Source organism: bacterium SCSIO 12827, assembly GCA_024397995.1.
GTDB lineage: Bacteria > Pseudomonadota > Alphaproteobacteria > Rhodospirillales > Casp-alpha2 > UBA1479.
The window spans coordinates 249,672-271,292 of the sequence record CP073746.1; the positions used below are offsets into that span (position 1 = coordinate 249,672).

At 62.8% G+C, this 21,621-nt stretch carries 19 protein-coding genes; 4 read left to right on the forward strand and 15 right to left on the reverse strand.

Annotated features, from left to right (window positions below):
• Positions 1–23 precede the first annotated feature (23 nt).
• From KFF05_01225 to KFF05_01295, 15 genes are all read right to left on the reverse strand, one after another.
• On the reverse strand, positions 24–419 hold the full coding sequence (locus KFF05_01225) for a hypothetical protein (protein UTW52045.1): 396 nt from the start codon (positions 417–419) through the stop codon (positions 24–26).
• A 63-nt stretch (positions 420–482) separates the two neighbouring features.
• On the reverse strand, positions 483–1,364 hold the full coding sequence (locus tag KFF05_01230) for a 50S ribosomal protein L11 methyltransferase (protein ID UTW52046.1): 882 nt from the start codon (positions 1,362–1,364) through the stop codon (positions 483–485).
• Positions 1,361–3,634 carry a UvrD-helicase domain-containing protein gene (locus KFF05_01235; protein ID UTW52047.1) on the reverse strand — a complete coding sequence of 758 codons (2,274 nt, stop codon included), beginning with the start codon at positions 3,632–3,634 and terminating at the stop codon, positions 1,361–1,363. Before KFF05_01235 ends, KFF05_01230 begins: the two co-directional genes overlap by 4 nt.
• A 69-nt stretch (positions 3,635–3,703) precedes the next feature.
• Positions 3,704–4,627, reverse strand: coding sequence for a hypothetical protein (locus KFF05_01240; protein UTW52048.1), 924 nt, complete (start codon positions 4,625–4,627; stop codon positions 3,704–3,706).
• Positions 4,628–4,921: 294 nt separating this feature from the next.
• Positions 4,922–6,700, reverse strand: coding sequence for a chloride channel protein (locus KFF05_01245; protein UTW52049.1), 1,779 nt, complete (start codon positions 6,698–6,700; stop codon positions 4,922–4,924).
• 80 nt (positions 6,701–6,780) lie between these two features.
• Positions 6,781–7,473 carry a phosphate regulon transcriptional regulator PhoB gene (phoB, locus tag KFF05_01250; protein UTW52050.1) on the reverse strand — a complete coding sequence of 231 codons (693 nt, stop codon included), beginning with the start codon at positions 7,471–7,473 and terminating at the stop codon, positions 6,781–6,783.
• A 19-nt stretch (positions 7,474–7,492) separates the two neighbouring features.
• Positions 7,493–8,209, reverse strand: coding sequence for a phosphate signaling complex protein PhoU (gene phoU, locus KFF05_01255; protein UTW52051.1), 717 nt, complete (start codon positions 8,207–8,209; stop codon positions 7,493–7,495).
• Between the two features lie 34 nt (positions 8,210–8,243).
• Positions 8,244–9,062 carry a phosphate ABC transporter ATP-binding protein gene (locus tag KFF05_01260; GenBank protein UTW53526.1) on the reverse strand — a complete coding sequence of 273 codons (819 nt, stop codon included), beginning with the start codon at positions 9,060–9,062 and terminating at the stop codon, positions 8,244–8,246.
• A 14-nt stretch (positions 9,063–9,076) separates the two neighbouring features.
• Entirely contained in the window at positions 9,077–10,405 is a 1,329-nt protein-coding gene (pstA, locus tag KFF05_01265) for a phosphate ABC transporter permease PstA (protein ID UTW52052.1), read from the reverse strand.
• Positions 10,398–11,783 carry a phosphate ABC transporter permease subunit PstC gene (gene pstC / locus KFF05_01270; GenBank protein ID UTW52053.1) on the reverse strand — a complete coding sequence of 462 codons (1,386 nt, stop codon included), beginning with the start codon at positions 11,781–11,783 and terminating at the stop codon, positions 10,398–10,400. The genes pstA and pstC overlap by 8 nt, the downstream gene beginning before the upstream one ends.
• Positions 11,784–11,926: 143 nt before the next feature.
• Positions 11,927–12,967: a PstS family phosphate ABC transporter substrate-binding protein gene (locus KFF05_01275; GenBank protein ID UTW52054.1), complete on the reverse strand. Its 1,041-nt coding sequence runs from the start codon at positions 12,965–12,967 to the stop codon at positions 11,927–11,929.
• A gap of 265 nt (positions 12,968–13,232) precedes the next feature.
• A complete protein-coding gene (locus KFF05_01280; GenBank protein ID UTW52055.1) occupies positions 13,233–14,723 on the reverse strand; it encodes an inorganic phosphate transporter in 1,491 nt (496 codons plus the stop codon).
• 151 nt (positions 14,724–14,874) lie between these two features.
• A complete protein-coding gene (locus KFF05_01285) occupies positions 14,875–15,981 on the reverse strand; it encodes a PAS domain-containing protein (protein ID UTW52056.1) in 1,107 nt (368 codons plus the stop codon).
• 200 nt (positions 15,982–16,181) lie between these two features.
• Positions 16,182–17,252 carry a GGDEF domain-containing protein gene (locus KFF05_01290; protein UTW52057.1) on the reverse strand — a complete coding sequence of 357 codons (1,071 nt, stop codon included), beginning with the start codon at positions 17,250–17,252 and terminating at the stop codon, positions 16,182–16,184.
• Positions 17,253–17,377: 125 nt separating this feature from the next.
• Entirely contained in the window at positions 17,378–17,884 is a 507-nt protein-coding gene (locus KFF05_01295; protein ID UTW52058.1) for a thioesterase family protein, read from the reverse strand.
• Between the two features lie 188 nt (positions 17,885–18,072).
• Between KFF05_01295 and KFF05_01300 the strand changes: the two genes are divergently transcribed.
• Genes KFF05_01300 through KFF05_01315 form a run of 4 tightly spaced genes read left to right on the forward strand, consistent with a single transcriptional unit; the run spans position 18,073 to position 21,605 of the window.
• Entirely contained in the window at positions 18,073–18,855 is a 783-nt protein-coding gene (locus tag KFF05_01300; GenBank protein ID UTW52059.1) for a glycosyltransferase family 2 protein, read from the forward strand.
• Positions 18,852–19,556: a TVP38/TMEM64 family protein gene (locus KFF05_01305; GenBank protein ID UTW52060.1), complete on the forward strand. Its 705-nt coding sequence runs from the start codon at positions 18,852–18,854 to the stop codon at positions 19,554–19,556. Before KFF05_01300 ends, KFF05_01305 begins: the two co-directional genes overlap by 4 nt.
• A 40-nt stretch (positions 19,557–19,596) precedes the next feature.
• Positions 19,597–20,796 carry a glycosyltransferase gene (locus KFF05_01310; GenBank protein UTW52061.1) on the forward strand — a complete coding sequence of 400 codons (1,200 nt, stop codon included), beginning with the start codon at positions 19,597–19,599 and terminating at the stop codon, positions 20,794–20,796.
• A complete protein-coding gene (locus KFF05_01315) occupies positions 20,793–21,605 on the forward strand; it encodes an FkbM family methyltransferase (protein UTW52062.1) in 813 nt (270 codons plus the stop codon). The genes KFF05_01310 and KFF05_01315 overlap by 4 nt, the downstream gene beginning before the upstream one ends.
• Positions 21,606–21,621: the final 16 nt, after the last annotated feature.

Genomic DNA, 21,621 nt, shown 5'->3' on the forward strand with positions numbered 1-21,621 from the left:
GGGCGCGCGGCATGCCCTACGTCTTAATGTCCCAGCCGGCTCGTGATTAAAATGCTGTAGGCGATTCCGATGGCGTAGGCCAACAGGCACCCTGCCAACACCGCCGCCGTGAAAGTATTTGCCCACCGGCGCGCGATGACAGATTCGGGTTTGAGCCAATCGACAGCTGAACTTACGGAGATAGCCAGGAACAATGCGATGATACCCGTCCCCGAAATTGTGGCGACGAGCTGAGCTAGATCTGTAAGCGTCAGGATGCGCGCCATTGCATCGGGATTTGAGCCGGCATCCGTAACCAAATGCTGGGAGAGGTAATCCCAGGATTTGAACCACCCCGCGCCATATCCGACCAGCATGGCAAGCGTGCCATTGCGCAGCTTGTCGTGAAGTTCTCCGGTTTTGATTAGCCCTTTGGACATCGGAGGCTTGCTCCTTCTGCGGTGACCGATGATCGGTCGCGTTCCGATTTAACTCTGACGACTCTACGGTTTTCTGAACACCAGGGTCCGCCAGCCGTTGATGGTCATGTGACGGACGAGACGCAGGCCCTGGCGGCGGTGGGCGGTAATGACGAATTGGGCGTCGCGCACCACCAGACCCGACAGCACACAGACCCCGCCGGGGGCAAGGTGTTGCGCCAGATCCTTGGACAAGCGGCGGATCGGCCGGGCCAGGATGTTTTCCACAATCAAATCATAGGGGGCCGCCTGGCGCACGATGGGGGCGTTGTAGCCGGGGGCAGCGACGGCGGTAACCAGATGGCCAACGCCGTTGCGGTCTGCGTTCAGGGCGGTGACCCGCGCGGCCTCGGCGTCGATGTCCGTGGCGACCACGGGCACGTTCCACAGCTTGGCCGCGGCGATGCCCAGGATGCCGGACCCGCAGCCCATGTCGAGCACGCGGCCCGGGCGGTGCTTGCGTGCCAGATCACCGATGCAGTTGAGGCAGCCGGCGGTCGACCCATGTTCGCCCGAGCCGAAGGCGGTGCCGGCATCCAGCAGCAGGGGAATCTTCCCGCCCGGCACTGGTCCATCGTAATGGGAGCCGTGAATGAAGAAGCGGCCGACGGGCAGCGGCGGGAATTCGAAGATGTTTTCCGTAAGCCAGTCCCGGGGCGGGATCAGGTCGATGACCGGCACGGGTGCGTCACCCCCGGGAAAGGCGGCGTTCAAGGCCGCCTTGAGGCGGGCGCGGTCCGGTTCGTCCACGGCGATGCCCTCGACCCGCCAGGGGCCGCCGTCCTCGTCCCCGAAGGAGGAAACGCTTTCGCACAAGGGCTCCAGACAGGCCTCAAGAAACGGAACCTCGGCGGCCGTCGTGCGGAACGCAATGGACCACAGGAAGCGTTGGGCGGACATGGTCACGACACACTTTCCACGAAACTGCCCATGACCTTCTTGCGGCCGGCCTTCTCGAACTCGATTTCCAATTTGTCGCCGTCCTTGGCCTTGATGCGGCCGTAGCCGAATTTCTGATGAAACACGCGGGTGCCCACGGTCAGGCTGTCGTCGGCGCCGCCACGGTCGGCCGCGCGCCAGTCGCCATTGCCGCCCGCGTTGCCGCCGCCGGCAAAGCGCGACGCCCGGGGGCCGCTGCGCCGCACGGCACCCGGAAAGGACGTGCCGCCGTCATACCCGCCATTGCCCAGGCCACCGTAGCCGGTCCCGGAATACAGCCCTTGTTCCTGCTGGCGGCTGATGTTGTCGTTCGGTAGTTCGTCGACGAAGCGCGACGGCAGGGCCGTCTGCCACTGGCCATAGACGCGCCGGTTGGCGGCGAAGGAAATGGCGGCGCGCTTGCGTGCCCGGGTCAGCCCGACATAGGCCAGCCGGCGTTCTTCCTCCAGCGCCGCCAGGCCGCCCTCGTCCAGGGCCCGCTGATGGGGGAACAGGCCTTCCTCCCAACCGGGCAGGAACACGGTCTCGAACTCCAGGCCCTTGGCGCCGTGCAGGGTCATCAGGGAAACCTTGTCGTCCGTCGCGTTTTCCTCGTTTTCCATGACCAGGCTGACGTGTTCCAGGAAGCCGGCGAGGTTGTCGAAGTCTTCCAGGGCGACAACCAGTTCCTTCAAGTTTTCGCGCCGCCCGGAGGCTTCCGGTGCCTTCGATTCCTGCCACATCTGCATATAGCCGCTTTCGTCGAGCACCGTTTTCACCACGTCGACATGGTCGGTCACGGAGACCAGCGCCCGCCAGCGGTCGAAATCGTCGATCAACTGGGTCAGGGTCTGGCGCGCCTTGGGCTTCAATTCGTCCGTGCTGCAAATCTCCCGCGCCGCCGCGACCAGGGGCAGGCCGCGCGCCCGGGCATGCAAGTGTACGGCCTGCAGGGTGGCGTCGCCCAGGCCGCGCTTGGGCAGATTGACGATGCGCTCGAACGCAAGGTCATCGGCGGGCTGTGCGATCACGCGCAGGTAGGCGATGGCGTCGCGGATTTCCTGACGTTCGTAGAACCGTTGCCCGCCGACCACGCGGTAGGGCACGCCGAGGGTGATCAGGCGTTCTTCGAACTCGCGGGTCTGAAACCCGGCACGCACCAGCACGGCGATCTCGTTCAGCATGTGGCCACTGCCGTGCAGACTTTCGATTTCGTCGCCGATCACCCGGGCTTCCTCGTCGCCGTCCCAGACGCCGCGCACCACGACCGGGTCGCCGTCGTTCTGCTCCGTCCACAGCGTCTTGCCGAGCCTGCCGTCGTTGTGCGCGATCAGGCCCGAGGCGGCGGCCAGGATGTGCGAGGTCGAACGGTAATTGCGCTCCAGCCGGACCACCGTGGCGCCGGGAAAATCCTTTTCGAACCGCAGGATGTTGCCGACCTCGGCCCCGCGCCAGGAATAGATGGATTGGTCATCGTCGCCGACGCAGCAGATGTTCTTGTGCGCCTGGGCCAAAAGGCGCAGCCACAGGTATTGCGCCACGTTGGTGTCTTGGTATTCGTCGACCATGATGTAGCGGAACTGGCGTTGGTACTTGGCGAGAACCTCTGGTGCCGTCTGGAACAGTTCGACGCAGAGCAGCAGCAGATCGCCGAAGTCGCAGGCGTTCAGGGCTTCGAGCCGGTTCTGATAGGCCTTGTATATTTCCAGCCCCCGGCCATCGCACAGGCTTTGGGCCTCTTCCTCGGGCAGTTTTTCCGGCGTCAGGGCGCGGTCCTTGAAGCGCTGGATCGCGCCCGAGACAACGCGGGGCGGCCAGCGTTTCTGGTCGATTTCCAGGGCGTCCAGGTGCTGCTTGACCAGACGCACCTGATCGTCGGCGTCCAGGATGGTGAAATTGGGCTGACGACCCACCAACTCGGCATTGGCGCGCAGGATGCGCGCACCGATGGCATGAAAGGTGCCGACCCACCAGCCCTCGACCGGGGCGCCGACCAGCTTGCCGACCCGCTCCTTCATCTCGCGCGCGGCCTTGTTGGTGAAGGTCACGGCCAGAACCTCCCAGGGCCGCGCCTTGCGCTGCATCAGGATATGGGCCAGGCGCGTGGTAAGCACGCGGGTCTTGCCCGTGCCGGCCCCGGCCAGGACCAGCACCGGGCCGTCCACGGCCGCCACGGCCTGGGCCTGGGTTTCGTTCAGGCCGGCAAGATAGGGTGCGGGGGCGGCGGGTGGCGGGGAAGGTTGAGAGGGATCAGACATCCCGTCTTATAGCCCGGCGACGCCGGGCATGCTATTGCTTGGAGCGCTTAAATAAGCTTGAAACGATTACTATCCGCTCACTTCGCGAAATATCAGAAGTGGAGTGATCCCATATGAATTTGGGGGGCGACCCAAGAGCAATCGTGCTACAGGCGCAATCACTGTTAACAATGCTCCGAGAACACCTCCTTCGGTTAATTCAAAACTGGGATTGAGGTCGGTTTCTATTGATCCAGGAAATGCATCTAATATCCCCAATACGTGCCAAGTTCCCGAAACTCGAATGCCGTGCTTTAGGAGTAGCTCATCGGCAGAAACAACTAACCCATCTTCAAGAAGGTTACACCAAGCGGACAAAGTATCCCCTTGGATGTGGGCTTGGACTGCGTGGGGTAAGATTTTCATAAAAGCAAGTGCGACATCATTGTCGGTAGGAACGACTGATGATTTCGCACCTTTTCGTTCAACAGCCCTCCGTTGTTGCCGGGACAAACTACTTATGTCTTCGTGTTGTCCTTGATCTAGTAATTTTTTGATTGTTTCATCTTGCCATGCAGCCCTCAGCATAGAGAGATTTTTAACTTCTAGCTCACCGGTGGCCAGGACGAATTGTCCGATTCTCGCCTCCTCAATATTTCTTTTAATTAAATTATACTCAGCAAGGTAATCGAGAAGAGTTCGAGCATTTGTCCAGAGTGGATCATACACTCGTTCGCTAGATTCAGAACCGCTTGCGGAAGGGCCACGCTCAATGTCGAGGCCCGCATTTCCACCAGTGCCAGCTATTGTAGCTCCACCACTGAGTCCAACTTTAAAGCCGCGAGATGTGCTCTTAGCGACACTTTCGCGCTCAATAATTTGTTTGAGAAATCCCGCGTCATCGAACTGAGCAAGAAAAGAACCGATACGAGGTGTGTCGCAGTAAAGAAAGTCATAGACGGAATTTTTTTGGTGCCCTTCGTGCGCCTCTTCGGATGCTCTTTTCTCGTTCATCGACATATTTTTCAGCCTTTGAATGAATTTTTTCAGGAGAACTCGCCCCAATGTCGGGCTGAAGGCTTTCTAATCTATTAGAGTCAATGATGTTGGCGCTTGGTCCTGCGCTTGCATCTTTTGATTTAGGAGATTTTTTTTTGTGAGCCAATGCATCAACTCTTTAGTTGTGCGATCTTACAAAATTAATTCATAAAGTGCACTGTGTTGTTGTCTACTTTATCACAGGCATTGCTGGACGTTGGTTGGGAAAGTTGCGCGAGCAATTAAAATCAATACCACACTAAATTCTCTTTATTCGTGCCCCAGTTCCTCGCGGCGGCGCTCCATCAGCACGCGATTGAATTCGGTCATCACGTCGTCATGTGTGACGGCACCGATCAGGGTCCGGTCGCGCTCGTTTTCCGTGACAGGAATCACGGTTTCACCAGATGTATCCATGAGATTGACCGCCGTTTCGATGTCGTCGTGTCGGGTCAGCATGGGAGGATGGGTGCGGGCCACGTCGCCGGCGTTGACCAGACCGTCCAGGTCGTGGTCGAAGGCGAATTCGCTGAGATCGGGCAGCGTAATGGTGCCATGCAGTACGCCGTCGTTGTCCACCACGAAAACTTCACCCACGGTCGAATCCTGCAGCAGGTGGCGCAGGGTTTCCAGGTCCGTGCTCATGGAAACAGTGCTGAGGTTTCGGCGCATCACCGCGTTGACGGTGATGGTCTGCATGACCTCGGCCTCGATGCCTTCTTTCAGGTCGATGCCGCGCTCGCGCAATTGGCGCACGAAGTAGGAGCGGTCATAGAAATGATGCGAGATTTCCGAGGAGACGACGACGGCGATCATGACGGCCAGGGTCAGGGTGTAATCGGACGTCATCTCGAAGATGATCAGGGTGGTCGAGATGGGGGGGCCCAGGACGGAGGCCGCGACGGCCCCCATGCCGACCACGGTATAGGCGGGCACGCCCGACGACAGTTCGGGGAAGATGCTGGTGGCGACAATGCCGTAAGCACCGCCGGCGACGGCGCCGATAACCAGGGCCGGGGAAAATACGCCGCCGGAGAACCCGTATCCGTGGCTGATCGCCGTGGCGATGATCTTGGCGACCAGGATGATCAGCAGCGTGCCGAAACCATAGACGTGCAGCATGGCGTCCTCGGTCACGCCGTAACCGACGCCCAGAACCTGCGGTACCATCAACGCCATGGCGCCGACCGCCAGGCCCGCCACCGCGGGCTTCAGCCAGGACGGCAGGGGCGTGCGTTTGGCCAGGTCGGAGGCGACGACGATGGAATGCATCATCAGAATGGCGCAGGCGGCGCTGGCGATGCCCAGGCCGACGAAGGCGGGAAATTCCCAGAATGACGCCAGGGGATTGTCGACCAGGGCGAAGGCTGGGAAATTGCCGAACCAGTGCCGCGATATGGCCGTGCCCGCGACCGAGGCGACGACGACCGGCGCGAAGGCCTTCAGGGCGTAATGGCCGATTACCACCTCGTTGGCGAACAGCGCCCCCGCCAAGGGCGCGTTGAACGACGCGGCGACGGCGGCGGCGACGCCGCAGCCCAGCAGCGTGCGGTTGAGCGACCGGGTCAATCGCAGACGCCGCGCCACCCAGGCACCGAGTGATGCCCCCAGATGCACGGCCGGGCCTTCGCGCCCGACCGACGCTCCGGCGCCGATCGACAGGGCGCTGGCGATGGCGGAGTACAGGCCGACCCGGGACGACATCCAGCCGCCGTGCAGTTGTTCCGCCTCGATCACGTCGGCGACCCCCCGGGGCTTCCGGTTGGGCAGAAAAAAGTAGATGAACAGACCGACGATCAGGCCGCCGACCGCGGGCGCCAGCAGCACGTGCCACCAGTCCAGCCCGGTGACGTGCTGTGACAGGCGTTCATGGCCACTGCCGTAGAACAGAAATTGAAAAATTTCGATGGTTTCACGGAACGCGACGACCGCCGCCCCCGACGCGCAGCCGACGACAAGCGCCAAGACCATCAAAACCAGATGGTCGTTGCGGATGATCCGTCGAGCCGCCAGCAGCAGCCGGGCATATTTGAAGCGTGAAATAACCATTAACCTTCCCGCCGTCATGTTAGGGCGAGAAGGTTAAGCAGGTCTCTACAACAATACGTTACGCGCGGCGCTTAAGAGCCTCAATCCGGCGATGAATCAAGTGCATAGCCGGCCGAACGCACCGTGCGGATAAGGTCTGGGCGGCCCTCGGAATTCAGCGCCTTGCGCAGGCGGCGGATATGGACGTCGACGGTCCTGGATTCGACATAGATGTCGCGGCCCCAGACCCGATCGAGAAGCTGTTCCCGGGAATAGACGCGGCCCGGCTTTTCCAGGAACACGCGGAGCAAACGGAATTCCGTCGGCCCCAGGCGCACGAGTTCCTCGCCCCGGTAGACCCGGTGCTCTTCCAGATCCATGCTCAGGTCGGCGTAGGTCAGTACCTCGCTCGCCCGTTCCGGGTTGGCGCGGCGCAGGACCGCCCGCACACGGGCGATCAGCTCGCTCGGCGAAAACGGCTTCACCACGTAATCGTCGGCTCCGGAATCGAGGCCGCGGATGCGGTCCGCTTCTTCGCCGCGGGCGGTCAGCATGATGATCGGCAGGTTCTTGTTCTCAGGCTTGCGGCGCAACTGGCGGCAGACCTCGATGCCCGACAGGTTGGGCAGCATCCAGTCAAGGATGACCAGGGATGGGTCTTCTTCCTCGACCGCGACGACGGCGGTTTCCCCGTCACCGACGACGACCGCGTTGAACCCCTCCTTGGTGAGGTTGTAGCGGACCAATTCGGCCAACGAGGGATCGTCCTCGACGATGAGAATGCTTTTGCTCATGAAGCCCGTGTCCTTAGGCTTAGTCGCGGTCGGGATCGACGACAGTGAAGCTTGATGCATCGCTTTTTTCGCGCTCGTCCGTAGGCGGCACGCCTTTCACAAGATAGTACACCAGTTCGGCGATGTTGGTTGCGTGGTCGCCGATCCGTTCCAGGTTTTTGGAGACGAACAGAAGATGCGTGCAGGACGTGATCGTGCGCGGATCTTCCATCATGTAGGTCAGAATTTCGCGGAACAGGCTGGTGTGCAGCAGGTCGGCATCGGCGTCGCGTGCGCGTACGGCCTCCGCCTTGTCCACGTCTCGCGCCACGTAGGCGTCCAGCACGTCCTTGGTCATGCCCTGAACCAGAGTCGCCATGCGGGCAATGCTTTTGGTCGGGCCGGGGGGCGGCGACTGGGCCAGCACCACCGACCGCTTGGCGATGTTCTTGGCGTAATCGCCGATGCGCTCGATCAGGCTTGCCGTGCGCAGCGCCGTGATGGTGGTGCGCAGGTCATCGGCCATGGGCTGACGCAGGGCCAAGGTCATGGTTGCCTGGTTATCCAGTTCGGCTTCCAGGGCGTCGATCTTCTTGTCGCCGGCGATCACCCGGTCGGCCAGGTCCGTGTCGCGTTTGATCAGCGCCTCCACGGCGTCGGCCAACTGAACCTCGGCCAGGCCGCCCATTTCGGCGATGATGTTGTCCAGTTTTTTCAGGTCCTCGTCGAAGGACTTGACGATGTGATCTGTGGTCATGTCTCGTGGTCTCCCGGTGTGTCGCCCCAATGCCTCAGCCGAAGCGACCGGTGATGTAACCTTGGGTGCGCTCGTCCGTTGGATTGGTGAACATCTTTTCCGTATCGTCCTCTTCGACCAGATAGCCCAGGTGGAAGAAGGCGGTGCGCTGCGACACGCGGGCCGCCTGCTGCATGGAATGGGTGACGATGACGATCGTGAAATTTTCCCGCAGTTCGTCGATCAATTCCTCGATCTTGGCCGTGGCGATGGGGTCGAGCGCCGAGCAGGGTTCGTCCATCAGGATCACTTCGGGCGAAACCGCGACGGCGCGGGCGATGCACAGGCGTTGCTGCTGGCCGCCGGACAGGCCGGTGCCGGGCTGGTCGAGGCGGTCCTTGACCTCGTTCCACAGGCCGGCCTTTTCCAATGCCGTCTGGACGATGCCCTCCAACTCGGAATTGGAATTGGTCAGGCCGTGAATGCGTGGGCCGTAGGCGACGTTGTCGAAGATCGACTTGGGAAAGGGATTGGGCTTCTGGAACACCATGCCGACCCGGGCGCGCAGATGCACGACGTCGATGTTCTTGTCGTAGATGTCCTGCCCGTCGAGGGAAATCTCGCCCTCGACCCGGCAGATGTCGATGGTGTCGTTCATGCGGTTCAAGGAACGCAGGAAGGTGGATTTTCCGCAGCCCGACGGGCCGATCAGCGATGTCACCTCGTTCGCCTTGATGTCCAGATTGACATCGAACAGAGCCTGTTTCTCGCCATAGAACACCTTGACGTTGCGGGCCTTGAGCTTGACCGCGTCGGGTTGTGATTGCGCCACGGGGCTATCTCCGGCCGTGTCCTGGGGAATGCTCTGATTCATGTCGGGGGTCATCCTTACCATTTCCTCTCGAAACGCTTGCGCAGGAAAACCGCGCCCACGTTCATGATTACCAAGAAGCCCAGCAGCACGCAGATCGCGGCCGAGGTGCGTTCCACGAAGGCGCGTTCCGGCGAATCCGCCCACAGATAGATCTGCACCGGCAGCACGGTCGCCGGGTCGAGCGCGCCGTGCGGCACGTCGACGATGAAGGCGACCATGCCGATCATCAGAAGCGGCGCCGTCTCGCCCAGGGCCTGGGCCATGCCGATGATGGTGCCGGTCAGGATGCCCGGCATGGCCAGCGGCAGCACATGATGGGTGATGACCTGCAGCGGCGAGGCGCCCAGGCCGTAGGCGGCCTCGCGGATCGACGGCGGCACAGACTTCAGGGCCGATCGGGCGGCGATGATGATGGTCGGCAGGGTCATCAGGGCCAACACCAGGCCGCCGACCACGGGGGCCGAACGCGGCATGCCGAAGAAGTTGATGAACACGGCCAGCCCCAGCAACCCGAACACGATGGACGGCACCGCGGCCAGGTTGTTGATGTTGACCTCGATGGTCTGGGTCCATTTGTTGACCGGGGCGAATTCCTCCAGATAGATGGCGGAGGCCACGGCCAGCGGGAACGACACCAACAGCGTCACCAACATGGTGAACAGCGAGCCCATGGCGGCGCCGAAGATGCCGGCCAGTTCCGGTTCGCGGCTGTCGCCGGCGGTGAAGAAGGTGGTGTTGAACACGGTCTCGACCAGGCCGCGGTTTTCCAGGCGCTCGAACCAGGCGATCTGCTTGTCCTTGACCCGGCGTTCGGTCTCGGGGCTGTCCTTGCGGATCTGGCCCTTGTTCAACTGGTCGATGTCGTCGGACATGGGCATCTGTACGGTTACCCGTTCGCCGATCAGGTTCGGGTTGGCCATCACCATGTCGCGGATTTCATACACCGCGCCGGGGCTGATCATGTCGAACAGTTCGCGGCGGTCACGACGGCTGGTGACGTCGGGGAACAGGTCATAGTAGGCCTGGCGGATGACCTTCCGGTAATTGGCCGATGATAGGGTCTGGCGTTCCCGCGTGCCCGCAGGATCGATGTCCTGGGGATAGAGCGTTATTTCCAGGTTGATCATGGTTTGCGTGAAGGCGGGGATCGCCTTGGACACGATGGTCGTGAACAAAAGGCCCAGCATGCCCATGGCGAAGGCGATCGCGAGGATGCCGTAGGCCTTGAACCGCCGCTCCGCCGCATACCGGCGTTTCAGGCCTTTGCTGACGGCGTCGTTGGAGTTGCGGGTCGCAAGACTCCCGTTCGCCGGGCCGTTCATGATGGGGGCCGCGTCAGTCATATTGCTCTCGATATTTGTTGACGATGGTGAGGGCGATGATGTTCAGCACCAAAGTGACGCAGAACAGGATCAAGCCGAGGGCGAAGGCGGCGAGGGTCTTGGCGCTGTCGAACTCCTGGTCGCCGACCAGCAGGGTGACGATCTGCACCGTGACCGTGGTCACCGCTTCGAAGGGATTGGCTGTCAGGTTGGCGGCCAGGCCGGCGGCCATGACGACGATCATGGTTTCACCGATGGCGCGCGAGACGCCGAGCAGAATCGAGCCGACGATGCCCGGCAATGCTGCCGGCAGGATTACCTGCTTGATGGTTTCCGATTTGGTGGCGCCCAGGCCGTAGGAGCCTTCGCGCAGCGACTGCGGCACCGCCGACATCACGTCGTCGGACAGGGACGAGACGAAGGGGATGATCATGATCCCCATCACGATGCCGGCCGCCAAGGCACTTTCTGACGAAATGGTCAGGCCAAAATCGAGCCCCCATTCGCGGAAGAACGGGGCCACCGTCAGGGCGGCGAAGAAGCCGTAGACCACGGTCGGGATGCCGGCCAGGATTTCCAGCAGCGGCTTGACCGTGCCGCGCACCTTGGGGGGGGCGTATTCGGACATGTAGATCGCCGCCATCAGGCCGACCGGGGCGGCCACGCACATGGCGATCAGGGAAATCAGCATCGTGCCGGCCAGCAGCGGCACCGCGCCGAACAGGCCGGTCGCCCCCACCTGGTCCTTGCGCAGCGCCGTCTGCGGGCTCCATTCCAGGCCGAACACGAAGTCCAAGGGATGAACCTTTTGGAAGAAGCGCAGGGATTCGAACAGTAGCGACAGGATGATGCCCAGCGTGGTCAGTACGGCGATGGTCGAGCAGATGATCATGATCGCCATGGCCGCCTTCTCGACGCTGTTGCGGGCGCGCAGGTCGGGCGCGATACGGCCGCGGGCCACCAAGATCCCGCCGCAGGTCACGGCGACGAGGATCGCCGTCAGGAGCATTTTCGACGTGGTCAGAAGCTGGCCGTAGAAGGCGGCGGCGTTCTTCAGGTCAAGGTCGATGATCTCGCGGCTGACGATGTCGCCGTTGGCCAGGTTCTTGACGTCGTTCAGCAGCAGGGACAGTTCGGCCGCGGGCAGGGATTTCATGCTGTCCGGCAGATTGGCGATCAGCATGCTGTCCATGATGGTGTTTTCAAGCGCCATCCAGCCGACCAGCAGCAGGAACCCGGGCGCCGCGCACCACAGGCCGATGTAATAGCCGTAGTAATTGGGCAGCGAATGCAGGTTGCGGACCTGACCACCGGCGGTCTTCAGGGCGCGGGACCGGCCCAGGTAGTATCCGAAGATGGTCAGAAGGGCGAGGACGCCAAACAAAACGGGGAAGCTCATGACGCTTCTGGTCCTTGGTTGCGGCACCCGAAATACGGGCTGGAGAATATTATATAAAAACGAATATCAGGTCGGTGGGGGTGCCCGGGGCCGGGCGATCCCCGGAAGGCCGAAACCTTCCGGGGACGTTTAGGCCAGGAAACTTAGAGGTCGATGTTGTTGCGCAGGGCAGCGCCGTCTTCACGGAACTTCTTGCGCTCCGCGTCGCCCATCGGGATCAGACCCTTGTCGGTCAGATAGCCGTCGGGGCCGAAAGCTTTGTCGGCGGTGAATTCGGCGACATATTCCTTCATGCCGGGGATCGAGCCGACGTGCGCCTTCTTGACGTAGAAGTACAGCGGGCGCGACACCGGATAGGAGCCGTCGGAGATGGCTTCGAAGGTCGGTGCCTGGCCGTCAACCAGGGAGCCCTGGATCTTGTCGGCGTTCTGGTCGAGGAAGCTGTAGCCGAACACGCCGAAGGCGTTCGGGTTGGCTTCGAGCTTGCGGACGATCAGCACGTCGTTCTCGCCGGCTTCCACATAGGCGCCGTCTTCGCGGACCGAATGGCAGACCGCTTTGTACTTCTTCTTGTCGGACTTCTTCAGGGCGGCGATTTCCTTGAACTTCTTGCAACCGCCTTCCAGGCCCAGCTCGGCGAAGGCATCGCGGGTGCCCGACGTCGGGGGCGGGCCCAGAACTTCGATCTTGATGTCCGGCAGGGACGCATCAACGTCTTTCCAGGTCTTGTGCGGGTTCGGGATCAGCTTGCCGCCTTCGGCCGGGATGTCCTTGGCCAGGGCCAGGAACAGCTGCTGACGGGTGATCGACATCTGCTTGGAAGCCTTGGAATTGGCGAGGACGATGCCGTCATAGCCGACCTTCACTTCGACGACGTCGGTGACGCCGTTTTTGGCGCAACGCTCGACTTCGGATTTCTTGATCCGGCGCGACGCGTTGGTCATGTCCGGGTGCTGGGCGCCGATGCCGGCGCAGAACAGTTTCAGGCCGCCGCCGGAACCGGTGCTTTCGACGACCGGGGTTTTGAATTTGGTGGTTTTGCCGAACTGTTCGGCGACGGCGGTCGAGAACGGGAACACCGTCGACGAGCCGACGATCCGGATCTGATCGCGCGCTTCGGCGGCGTTGGCCATCGCAACGGCCATGCCGGCAACGGCGACGACTGCAAGTGACTTGCGAAACATGGGTAGCTCCTACGTGTCTTGAAGGGATACTGGGTTATTCGTTCTTTCGGAAAGCGCTCGCCCCCGAATTTCATCGCCGCCCAAACTAAGACCGCCACACGTCGTATTTATGACATGGATGTTGCAGTTTTATGACAACCACCAATAAAAAACGGCGGAAATTCAACGATTTTCACGTTTCCGAAACATGACAACCGTGCGGATGTCACATCAGATACGTCTATGGGAAGGGTGTATTGGGGGGCGGCGTGTTAGCCCAGGGCGATCAGGAAAAGGCCCAGGCGAACATCTGGAATAGGGCCGCCCCTATCAGCGCCGCCGACGGCACCGTGATGATCCAGGCTGCCACGATGGTCATGAAATGCTGGCGCCGCACCAGCTTGCGCCGGCGGGTCCGCTCCGGGTCGCTGCTGCCGGCGGTCTCCGGCTCCGGCTCCGGCTCCGGGTCCTTGTCGACACGTCCGTGATTGATATGGCTTTTGCGGCCGGTTACCCATTCGCGGAAGAAGCCGACGCCGAACACGGCGCCGACGGCGATATGGGTCGACGACACGGGCAGGCCCAGCGCCGAGGCGATGATCACCGTGATCGCGGCGGCCAGCGCCACGCAATAGGCGCGCATGGGGTTCATCTTGGTGATCTCGGCGCCCACGGTGCGGATCAACTTGGGCCCGAACAGCAGCAATCCCATGGTGATGCCGGCCGCGCCCACGAACAGCACCCAGGTTGGGATGCCGACCTTGCCGTGGGTGCTGCCTGTGGTTGCCGTGTCGACGACGGCGGCAAGCGGCCCGACCGCATTGGCCACATCGTTGGCGCCATGGGCGAAAGACAATAAGGCGGCTGCGAAAATCAGCGGCAGGGTGAACAAGGTACGCACGGACTTGTTGCGGTTTTCCATGCCCGCCGCCTTGCGGTGGATCAGGGGGCGGACCACGGCGTAGGTCAGGACACCGATGGCCAGCCCGACGAGGGCCACGATTTCGGGCCCCGGACGCCACAGGTTCTTCAGGCCCTTCATCAACAGATAGGCGGAGAACACGCCGGCCATGAGGGCGACCAGCACCGGCACCCAGCGCTTGGCGCCGGCAATCTTGTCCTTGCGATAGATCACGTTGAACTTGATGAAGGCCAGGAACGCGGCGGCGATGACCCCGCCCATCAGCGGCGAGATCACCCAACTTGCGGCGATCGCGCCCATCACGCCCCAGTCGACGACCCCGAACGCGGCGGCGGAAATGCCCGCCCCCATGGCGCCGCCGACGACGGCATGGGTGGTCGACACGGGCGCGCTCAGCCAGGTTGCCAGGTTGACCCAAAGTGCGGCGGCAAGCAGTGCCGACATCATGGCCCAGATGAAGATGTCGGGATCGCTGATCTGGTTGGGGTCGACGATGCCCTTGGAAATGGTTTTGACTACGTCGCCCCCGGCCAGGATGGCGCCGAGCGATTCGAACACTGCCGCGATGATCAGCGCCCCGAACATGGGCAGGGCGCGGGAGCCGACGGCTGGGCCGACGTTGTTGGCAACGTCGTTGGCGCCGATGTTCAGCGCCATGTAGCCGCCGATTACCCCGGCGGCGACGATGAACAGTTGGTGGTCCATGCCGACCGTGGCGATCATGGCGACGTTCGAGGTGATCGCGAGGAACAGCAGCGCCCAGCCGATGCGCGAAAACCGGCGCGACAGCGCCTGGGTCGCGTATTCGACGGCGGCCAGCTTGCTCAGGTCTTTGCTTAGGGTTTCTTTATACATGGCGGGGGACCGTCACCTTTGGCAATTGGGCCGGGCGGCGAATAAACCGGCCGGTGGGATGGGGCGGGCGTGGGAACGCAATGGTCATGCGCCAGGGCCGCCAGGGACATAGGCCGGAACCGCAGGCGGGGGCAATCAGAATGTTACGGATTTATGACACATCTGAGGACGGTATGGCTACCGCCCCGCTGCCCGGCAGCAGTCCCTGGCGGGGCGGTTCCGCCGGCAGATAGACCGTGAAGGTCGATCCTTTGCCCAGGGTGCTTTCGACCGCGAGATGGCCGCGGTGGCGGTTGACGATGTGCTTGACGATGGCAAGGCCAAGGCCGGTGCCGCCGACGCTTTTGGAACGCGCCTTGTCGACTCGATAGAAACGTTCCGTCAGGCGCGGAATTGCCTCTTCGGGGATGCCTTCGCCGTGGTCCGTGACCTTGATGGCGACGCCCGAACGGCCGGACCCGGGAATCCGCTGGGCCGCTTCGACCCGGACATCGATGGCCTCGCCCTTGGCGCCATAGCGGATGGCGTTCTCGATCAAATTGCGGAACACCTGGAACAACTGGTCGGCTTCACCATGGACCGTCGGCAGGTTGCTGCCGTAATTGACGCGGATCGGCACGTTGGCGACCTTGGCCTGGACGCTCAGCGCCTCGGTCACGTTCAACAGCACGCCCGCGATGTCGACGGGGGCGGTGGGCCGGACATGCTCGTTGATCTCGACCCTGGACAGGGACAGCAAATCGTCGATCAGCAGCGCCATGCGCTTGGCTTCGCGCAGCATGATGCCGAGGAACCGCGTGCGGGTGTCCTCGTCGCTGCCGGCGGGGCCTTCCAGAGTTTCGATGAAGCCGAGCAGGGCCGCCAGCGGCGAGCGCAATTCGTGCGACGCATTGGCGACGAAATCGGCGCGCATCTGTTCGGCGCGCCGCGCGGTCGTCATGTCGCGCAGAACCAATACCGCACCGACCCCTTTCGTGTCCGGGGCCGGCGGCACGCCGGAGACGAACATCTCGAAATTGCGGGTGGTATTGCCCGGCAGGATCACTTCGACCGTGCGGGTCTCGTCCCGGCCAAGCACCTGATCGACGGCGTCCAGCACCCGGGGGTGGCGCAGCGACATCGCCAGATCGTGGCCGACGCGGGTGATGTCCAACAGTTCGCGCGCGGCGCCGTTGGCGTAGATGACCGACCGTCGGCTGTCCAGCAGGACTGTCGGGTCGGGAAAATGGTCAAGAATGCGGTCGGTCAAAGGGACCATTTGCCTGGTGCCCCGCCTGGTTGCGCGTTCCCGCATCTGTGGCCCGTGCGGAGGCTGTCCACATCGGGGCCGCGGGCTCTACATGGCCTGATGGCCTTCCTCCGGGGGGTTTGTCAAGAAACGGTTTTACGACAGCCGCCGGCATACCTCGGCCCCGGGCCCGGTCTTGGGGCCGGGACATCGGACCATTCTGCGGGGGATCAGGGGTGGGCTTGGCGCGTGCCGCGCCCGCCCGGGGATGTCGTGAGGCCCATTTCAACCCGGTTGCGGCCGTTATGCTTGGCCAGATACAAGGCTTCGTCGGCGCGTTCGATCAGGCTTTCCACGCTTTCGCCCGGCTGAAATTCCGCCGCCCCCACGGACACCGTGATGGTGCCCAGGCTCTTGCCGGTGGCGCGGTTGATGACGGCTTTCTTCGAGACCTGGGTGCAGACGTGCTCGCCAACCTTGGCGCCGTTCTTCAGCGTCGTATTGGGCAGCACGATGGAAAATTCCTCGCCGCCGTAGCGCGCAGTCAGGTCTTCGCCGCGCACGCAGCTTTTCAATATGCGCGCGACGAACCGCAGCACCTGATCGCCGACCTGGTGGCCATGGGTGTCGTTGAAATTCTTGAAGTGATCGATGTCGATCATCAGCAAGGTCAGGGGCTGCCCCCGGTCCATGGCCTCGGCGGCGCCGATGCGGATTTCCTCGTCGAACAACTTGCGGTTGGCGACGCCGGTCAACGCATCGGTCATGGCTTCGTGGCGCAGGGATTCGACATCTTCCTTGAGGCTGCGGATTTCGCCCGCGGATTCCTTCAGCCGCGTTTCGAGGACCTGGTTGCGTTCCTCCATGGTGCGCGTCGCCGCGACCACCTGTTCCAGGATGGCCCGGATGTCCTTGCGGCCATCGTCCCGCGCCAACTCGCCAGACACCACGGACAGGGTGTCGCCATAGGCCTGGGCATCAGTGCCGGCCTCTTCCAGGTAGGTCATCAGTTTCTTGAGTTCGGTTTCGACGCGCAGCGTGGCGTCGTTCAGGAAATCCTCGTCCAGGGTCACGCCCAGGAAGCGGTCGTAGATTTCCGCATTGCGTTCTTCGGTGAACGGCAGACCGGCTTCCAGGATCACATCCAGGGTGCGCGCCAGTTCCGGATATGCACCCGAGAAATACCGATACCAAACAGCAAAGTTGTTTGGTTTCGGCGGAATCCCCTTTTTCTCCATCATCTGGAGCGCCGATTTGGCGTAGGCGCTGGGGGTGCTCCGAGGTTTAGTTTCGTCGGACAACGGGCCTGCCTTCCTTTTTAAGGTGTTGGGGTCGCCGTTCTCACCTTCCAAGAACCATTTATGTGCCGGTCATTCGGCGCCGACAAATTATAAGGCTATTTTCTAACATAACCCGTGCGCTGGATTCATACCTTTTTCTTTATAATGATACGGCGCCCCACCTGCGGGGGTTGCGGCAGGGCGGCATGCGCCGCCTTCAGGCGCTCCAGATGCGCCAGAACGGGGGCCGGAAACGGCGCCGCGCGGCGGCTATTCAGGTCGACATGCAGGATCATCAGCTCGTTCGTCGCGGCCAACCGGTCGTCGTCTCCGGCGAACATTTCGTGGAACAGATGCAGGCGTTTACCGTCGACGTCCAGCACGCGCGGGCGCACCCGCATTTCCTCGCCCAGTTTGACCTCGCTGTCGTAGGTCAAATGGGCCTCGACCACAAAGACGGATCCCCCGGTGGCCGCGCGGTAGGCGGCATCCAGCCCGACCACGTCCTGTAGGGCGTCGGTCGCATGGTCGAACACCAGCACGTAGTAGGCCAGGTTCATATGGCCGTTGTAGTCGATCCAATCGGGCAGGACCGTTTCGCGGTGCAGGATGGGGAGGGCTTCCGGCGGCTCGCCGGTCGGGCCATGGGGCATCGGGGCCTCCTCGGGGTGAAGTTGTCGCAACGGGTGCCGTCAGGCCCCACCCATCAGCCATGGAGGGAGTGGCCGCAGAATGCAAGATATTTGACCTTTGACGGCACGGGTGCAATAAGCGGTCGCGCGTGCCGTGCCGCACTTTGGGCGGGCGGTGCCGCGACGATGGAAAAGCGCGAAGTTCCCTCATGACCGGCATTTCTTCAGACACTGCTGCACCGGCCCTGGCCGTGGTTGTGCCCGTACACAACGAGACCGAGAACCTAGCCCCGCTGATCGACGAGATCCGGGCGGCACTGGGGGGCGGTCCGGCGTACGAAATCATCTATGTGGACGACGGCAGCACCGACGCGACCCTGGGTATGCTCAAGGATCTCGCGGATAAGATTCCGGAACTGCGCGTGCTCCGCCATATCGCCTGCTGTGGCCAGAGTGCCGCCATCTGGACCGGCGTTCGGGCGGCCCGTGCCCCTGTGATCGCGACCCTGGACGGCGACGGCCAGAACGATCCCGCTGATATCCCGGCCCTGGTCACCAAGTACAATGAAGAAGGCGGCGGCGAGAGATTGATGATCGCCGGTCTGCGCGCCAAACGGCGCGACACCTACATCCGTCGTCTGTCGTCGCGGGTCGCCAACGGTATCCGTTCCGGCTTGTTGCAGGATGACACGCCTGATACGGGCTGCGGTCTCAAGGTCTTCCCTCGCCAGGCGTTCCTCGATTTTCCCCGGTTCGATCATATGCACCGCTTCATGCCGGCGCTGATGCTCCGCCTGGGCGGGCGCGTCCTGTCCGTGCCGGTCAATCACCGCCCGCGCGAACGGGGGACCTCCAAATACGGGGTGTGGAACCGGCTGTGGGTCGGCATCGTCGACCTGTTCGGCGTGATGTGGCTGCAGCGCCGGGGCTCCAAACCCCAGGTCGTCGAGGAAACCCCTGGTCAGGGCGGAGCGGGCGGCCCGGCGCGATGAGCATGAAGCTCGCCCTGCGCGGCGGCACCCTGCTGTTGTCGCTGATCGCGGTCGTGATTTTGATTCGGCTGACCGGCCTGGACGCCCATCTTGATGAAACCTGGATCGACACCTACGTGCGCGGCAAGGGCATGGCCGGCATTCTGGTGTTCGTCGCCGCCGGCGGTCTGTGCACGGCGATTGGTCTTCCGCGCCAACTGATCGCCTTTCTGGGCGGCTACGCCTTCGGCATCGCCGAAGGCACGGCGTTGGCGGTACTGGCGACCCTGGCCGGCTGCATCATCAGTTTCTATTACGCGCGGTTCCTGGGCCGCGACCTGGTCGCAGGCCGCTTCCCGGGCAAGGTGAAGCGTATCGACGGCTTCCTTGCGGAAAATCCGTTTTCGATGACGCTCCTGATCCGCTTTCTGCCGATCGGCTCGAACCTTTTGACCAATCTGGCGGCGGGCGTGACCAGTGTGCCCGGCCTGCCCTATTTCGCCGGATCCGCCATCGGCTACGTACCGCAGACGTTGATCTTCGCGCTCATCGGTACGGGCATCAAGGTCGACCCGGCGGCCAATATCGCGCTTGCTGCCGGTCTGTTTGCGCTGTCGGGCATTCTTGGCGTGTATCTGTATCGCCGCAATCGTCACGGCAAGGTCCTGGATGAGGACCTGGAAGAGGACCTGGGCGGCGCCGGGTCTTCGACGGCGGAATGAGGCGCGGGTTGCGGCCCCTGACGATGGCCGGGAAACCGTCATGCATGTCCTTCTGATCCCCTCCTGGTATTCTCACCTGCGGTCTGCGGGCGGTGGGTCGTTCTTTCGCGATCAGGCCCAGGCATTGGCCGCCGCCGGGCATAAGGTGGGGCTGATCTATCCCAAGTTATGGGGGTTGCGCGACTATCGCGCCGGGCCATTGCCGGCGATCAACCGCATTCGCGCCGAAGATGACGGTCAACTGCGGGTGTGGCGCATGGATACCCTGCATCGCCTGCCGCGGGTGCCGTTTCGCGATGCCTGCAAGTTCGCCGCCGCCGGGACGAAGCTGTTCGACGCTTATGTGGCGGCGGAAGGACGGCCCGATATTCTGCACGCCCATGCCGCCCTCTATGCCGGGGTCTTGGCCAAGCGCCTGGCCGCGCGCCGGGGCGTTCCCTTTGTGCTGACGGAACATTCGACGGATTTCGCCCAGGGCAAGCACCGTTGGTGGCAGAAGCGCCTGGTTTCCGGCGTGCTCACCGCCGCCGCCGCGCGCCTGGCCGTCAGCCCGCAGCTCCGCGATATTCTGCTCGACCAGTATGCGGCCCAGGCCGACCCGACCACGGTCGTGCCCAATATCCTGACACCGGCTTTCGAGGAAGCGGTGCCCGAGGATAAGGCCCCGGGCGGACCTTTCGTATTTTTGTGTGCCGCGCGCATTTCCGCGGAAAAAAACCAGGAAGGCCTGATCCGGGCCTTCGCCCAGGCCTTTCCGGCGGGCGGGGCGGGGCCGGATGTGGAACTCCATTTCGTCGGCTCGGGCGACGGCGGGCCGCTTCTGCGTCTGGCTGGAGACCTGGGCATCCTCGACCGGGTCAAGGTTATCGGTCTGCTTCCGGCCGCGGACGTGCGCCGCGCCATGGCCGCGGCCGACGCGGTCGTGCTGCCCAGTTTCGTGGAAACCTTCGGCGTCGTGGTGATTGAGGCCCTGTCCCAAGGGGCGCCCGTGGTCGCCACCATTTGCGGCGGACCGGAAGGCATCCTGACCCCGGACAGCGGCATTCTGGTGCCGCCCGGCGACGACCCGGCGATGGCTCAGGCACTTCGCGACATGCACGGGCGGGCGGCGTCCTTCGACCGCGCCAAACTGCGCCGTGACTGCCTGGAGACCTATGGCCATAAAGCCGTGGTCCGGCAGTTGGAAAGCATTTACGCTCGCGTGCTCGGCAATGACGGCGCAGGCGACGGCACGGCATGAGCAAAACCTATTCCGCATTTCTGGCCGGCCTGGTCGGGGGGCTGACAGCCCCGATGTCGCGTTGGCCGCGTTACGCGACGCAGGCACGGCTGGCCGATGCCGTGACGCCACGGGTCCCCGTCGACACACCGCTGGGTCCCATCACTCTTTATACGCCCGGCAAGGATGCGCTTTATTTCGCCCGCCACGCTTTCTTGCGCGAACCGGAAACGGTCGAATGGATCGATGGCTTTCAGGCCGGTGAGGTGTTCTGGGATATCGGCGCCAGCGTCGGGCCCTATGCGGTCTATGCGGGCAAGCGGGGCATTTCGACCGTGGCGTTCGAACCCAATCCGTTCTCCTTTCACTGCCTCGCCCGCAACGTGGTTGAAAACGGCGTAGGTGAGGCGGTCCAAGCCCATTGCCTGGGCCTCAGTGACCGGGACGGGCGCGGGCGTTTCTACATGCCGTCGTTCGAGGCCGGCACTTCGGGTTCGTCGCTTTATGATAGCGGCTTGTCGCGCCTGGGTTTCGCCAAGGCCGAGATCGCCGTGGATGCTTTCGCGCTCGCCGCCGACAGCTTGATCGAGCGCTACGGCTTCACGCCGCCGCAGCACATCAAAATCGACGTCGATAGCATCGAACCGCAGATCCTCAAGGGCGCCATGGGGTTGCTGAAAAGCGGTCAGGTGAAATCGCTGCTTATTGAAATCGCCCCCGACGATGCGGAAATCCCCGCCCTTCTGACCGAAGCCGGCTTTGCCGAGGCGCGGCGCGGCATTCAGCGGGCGGATACGGATGTGAATGTGATCTTCACCCGCGCTTCCTGACCCTTTCAAACCCCGA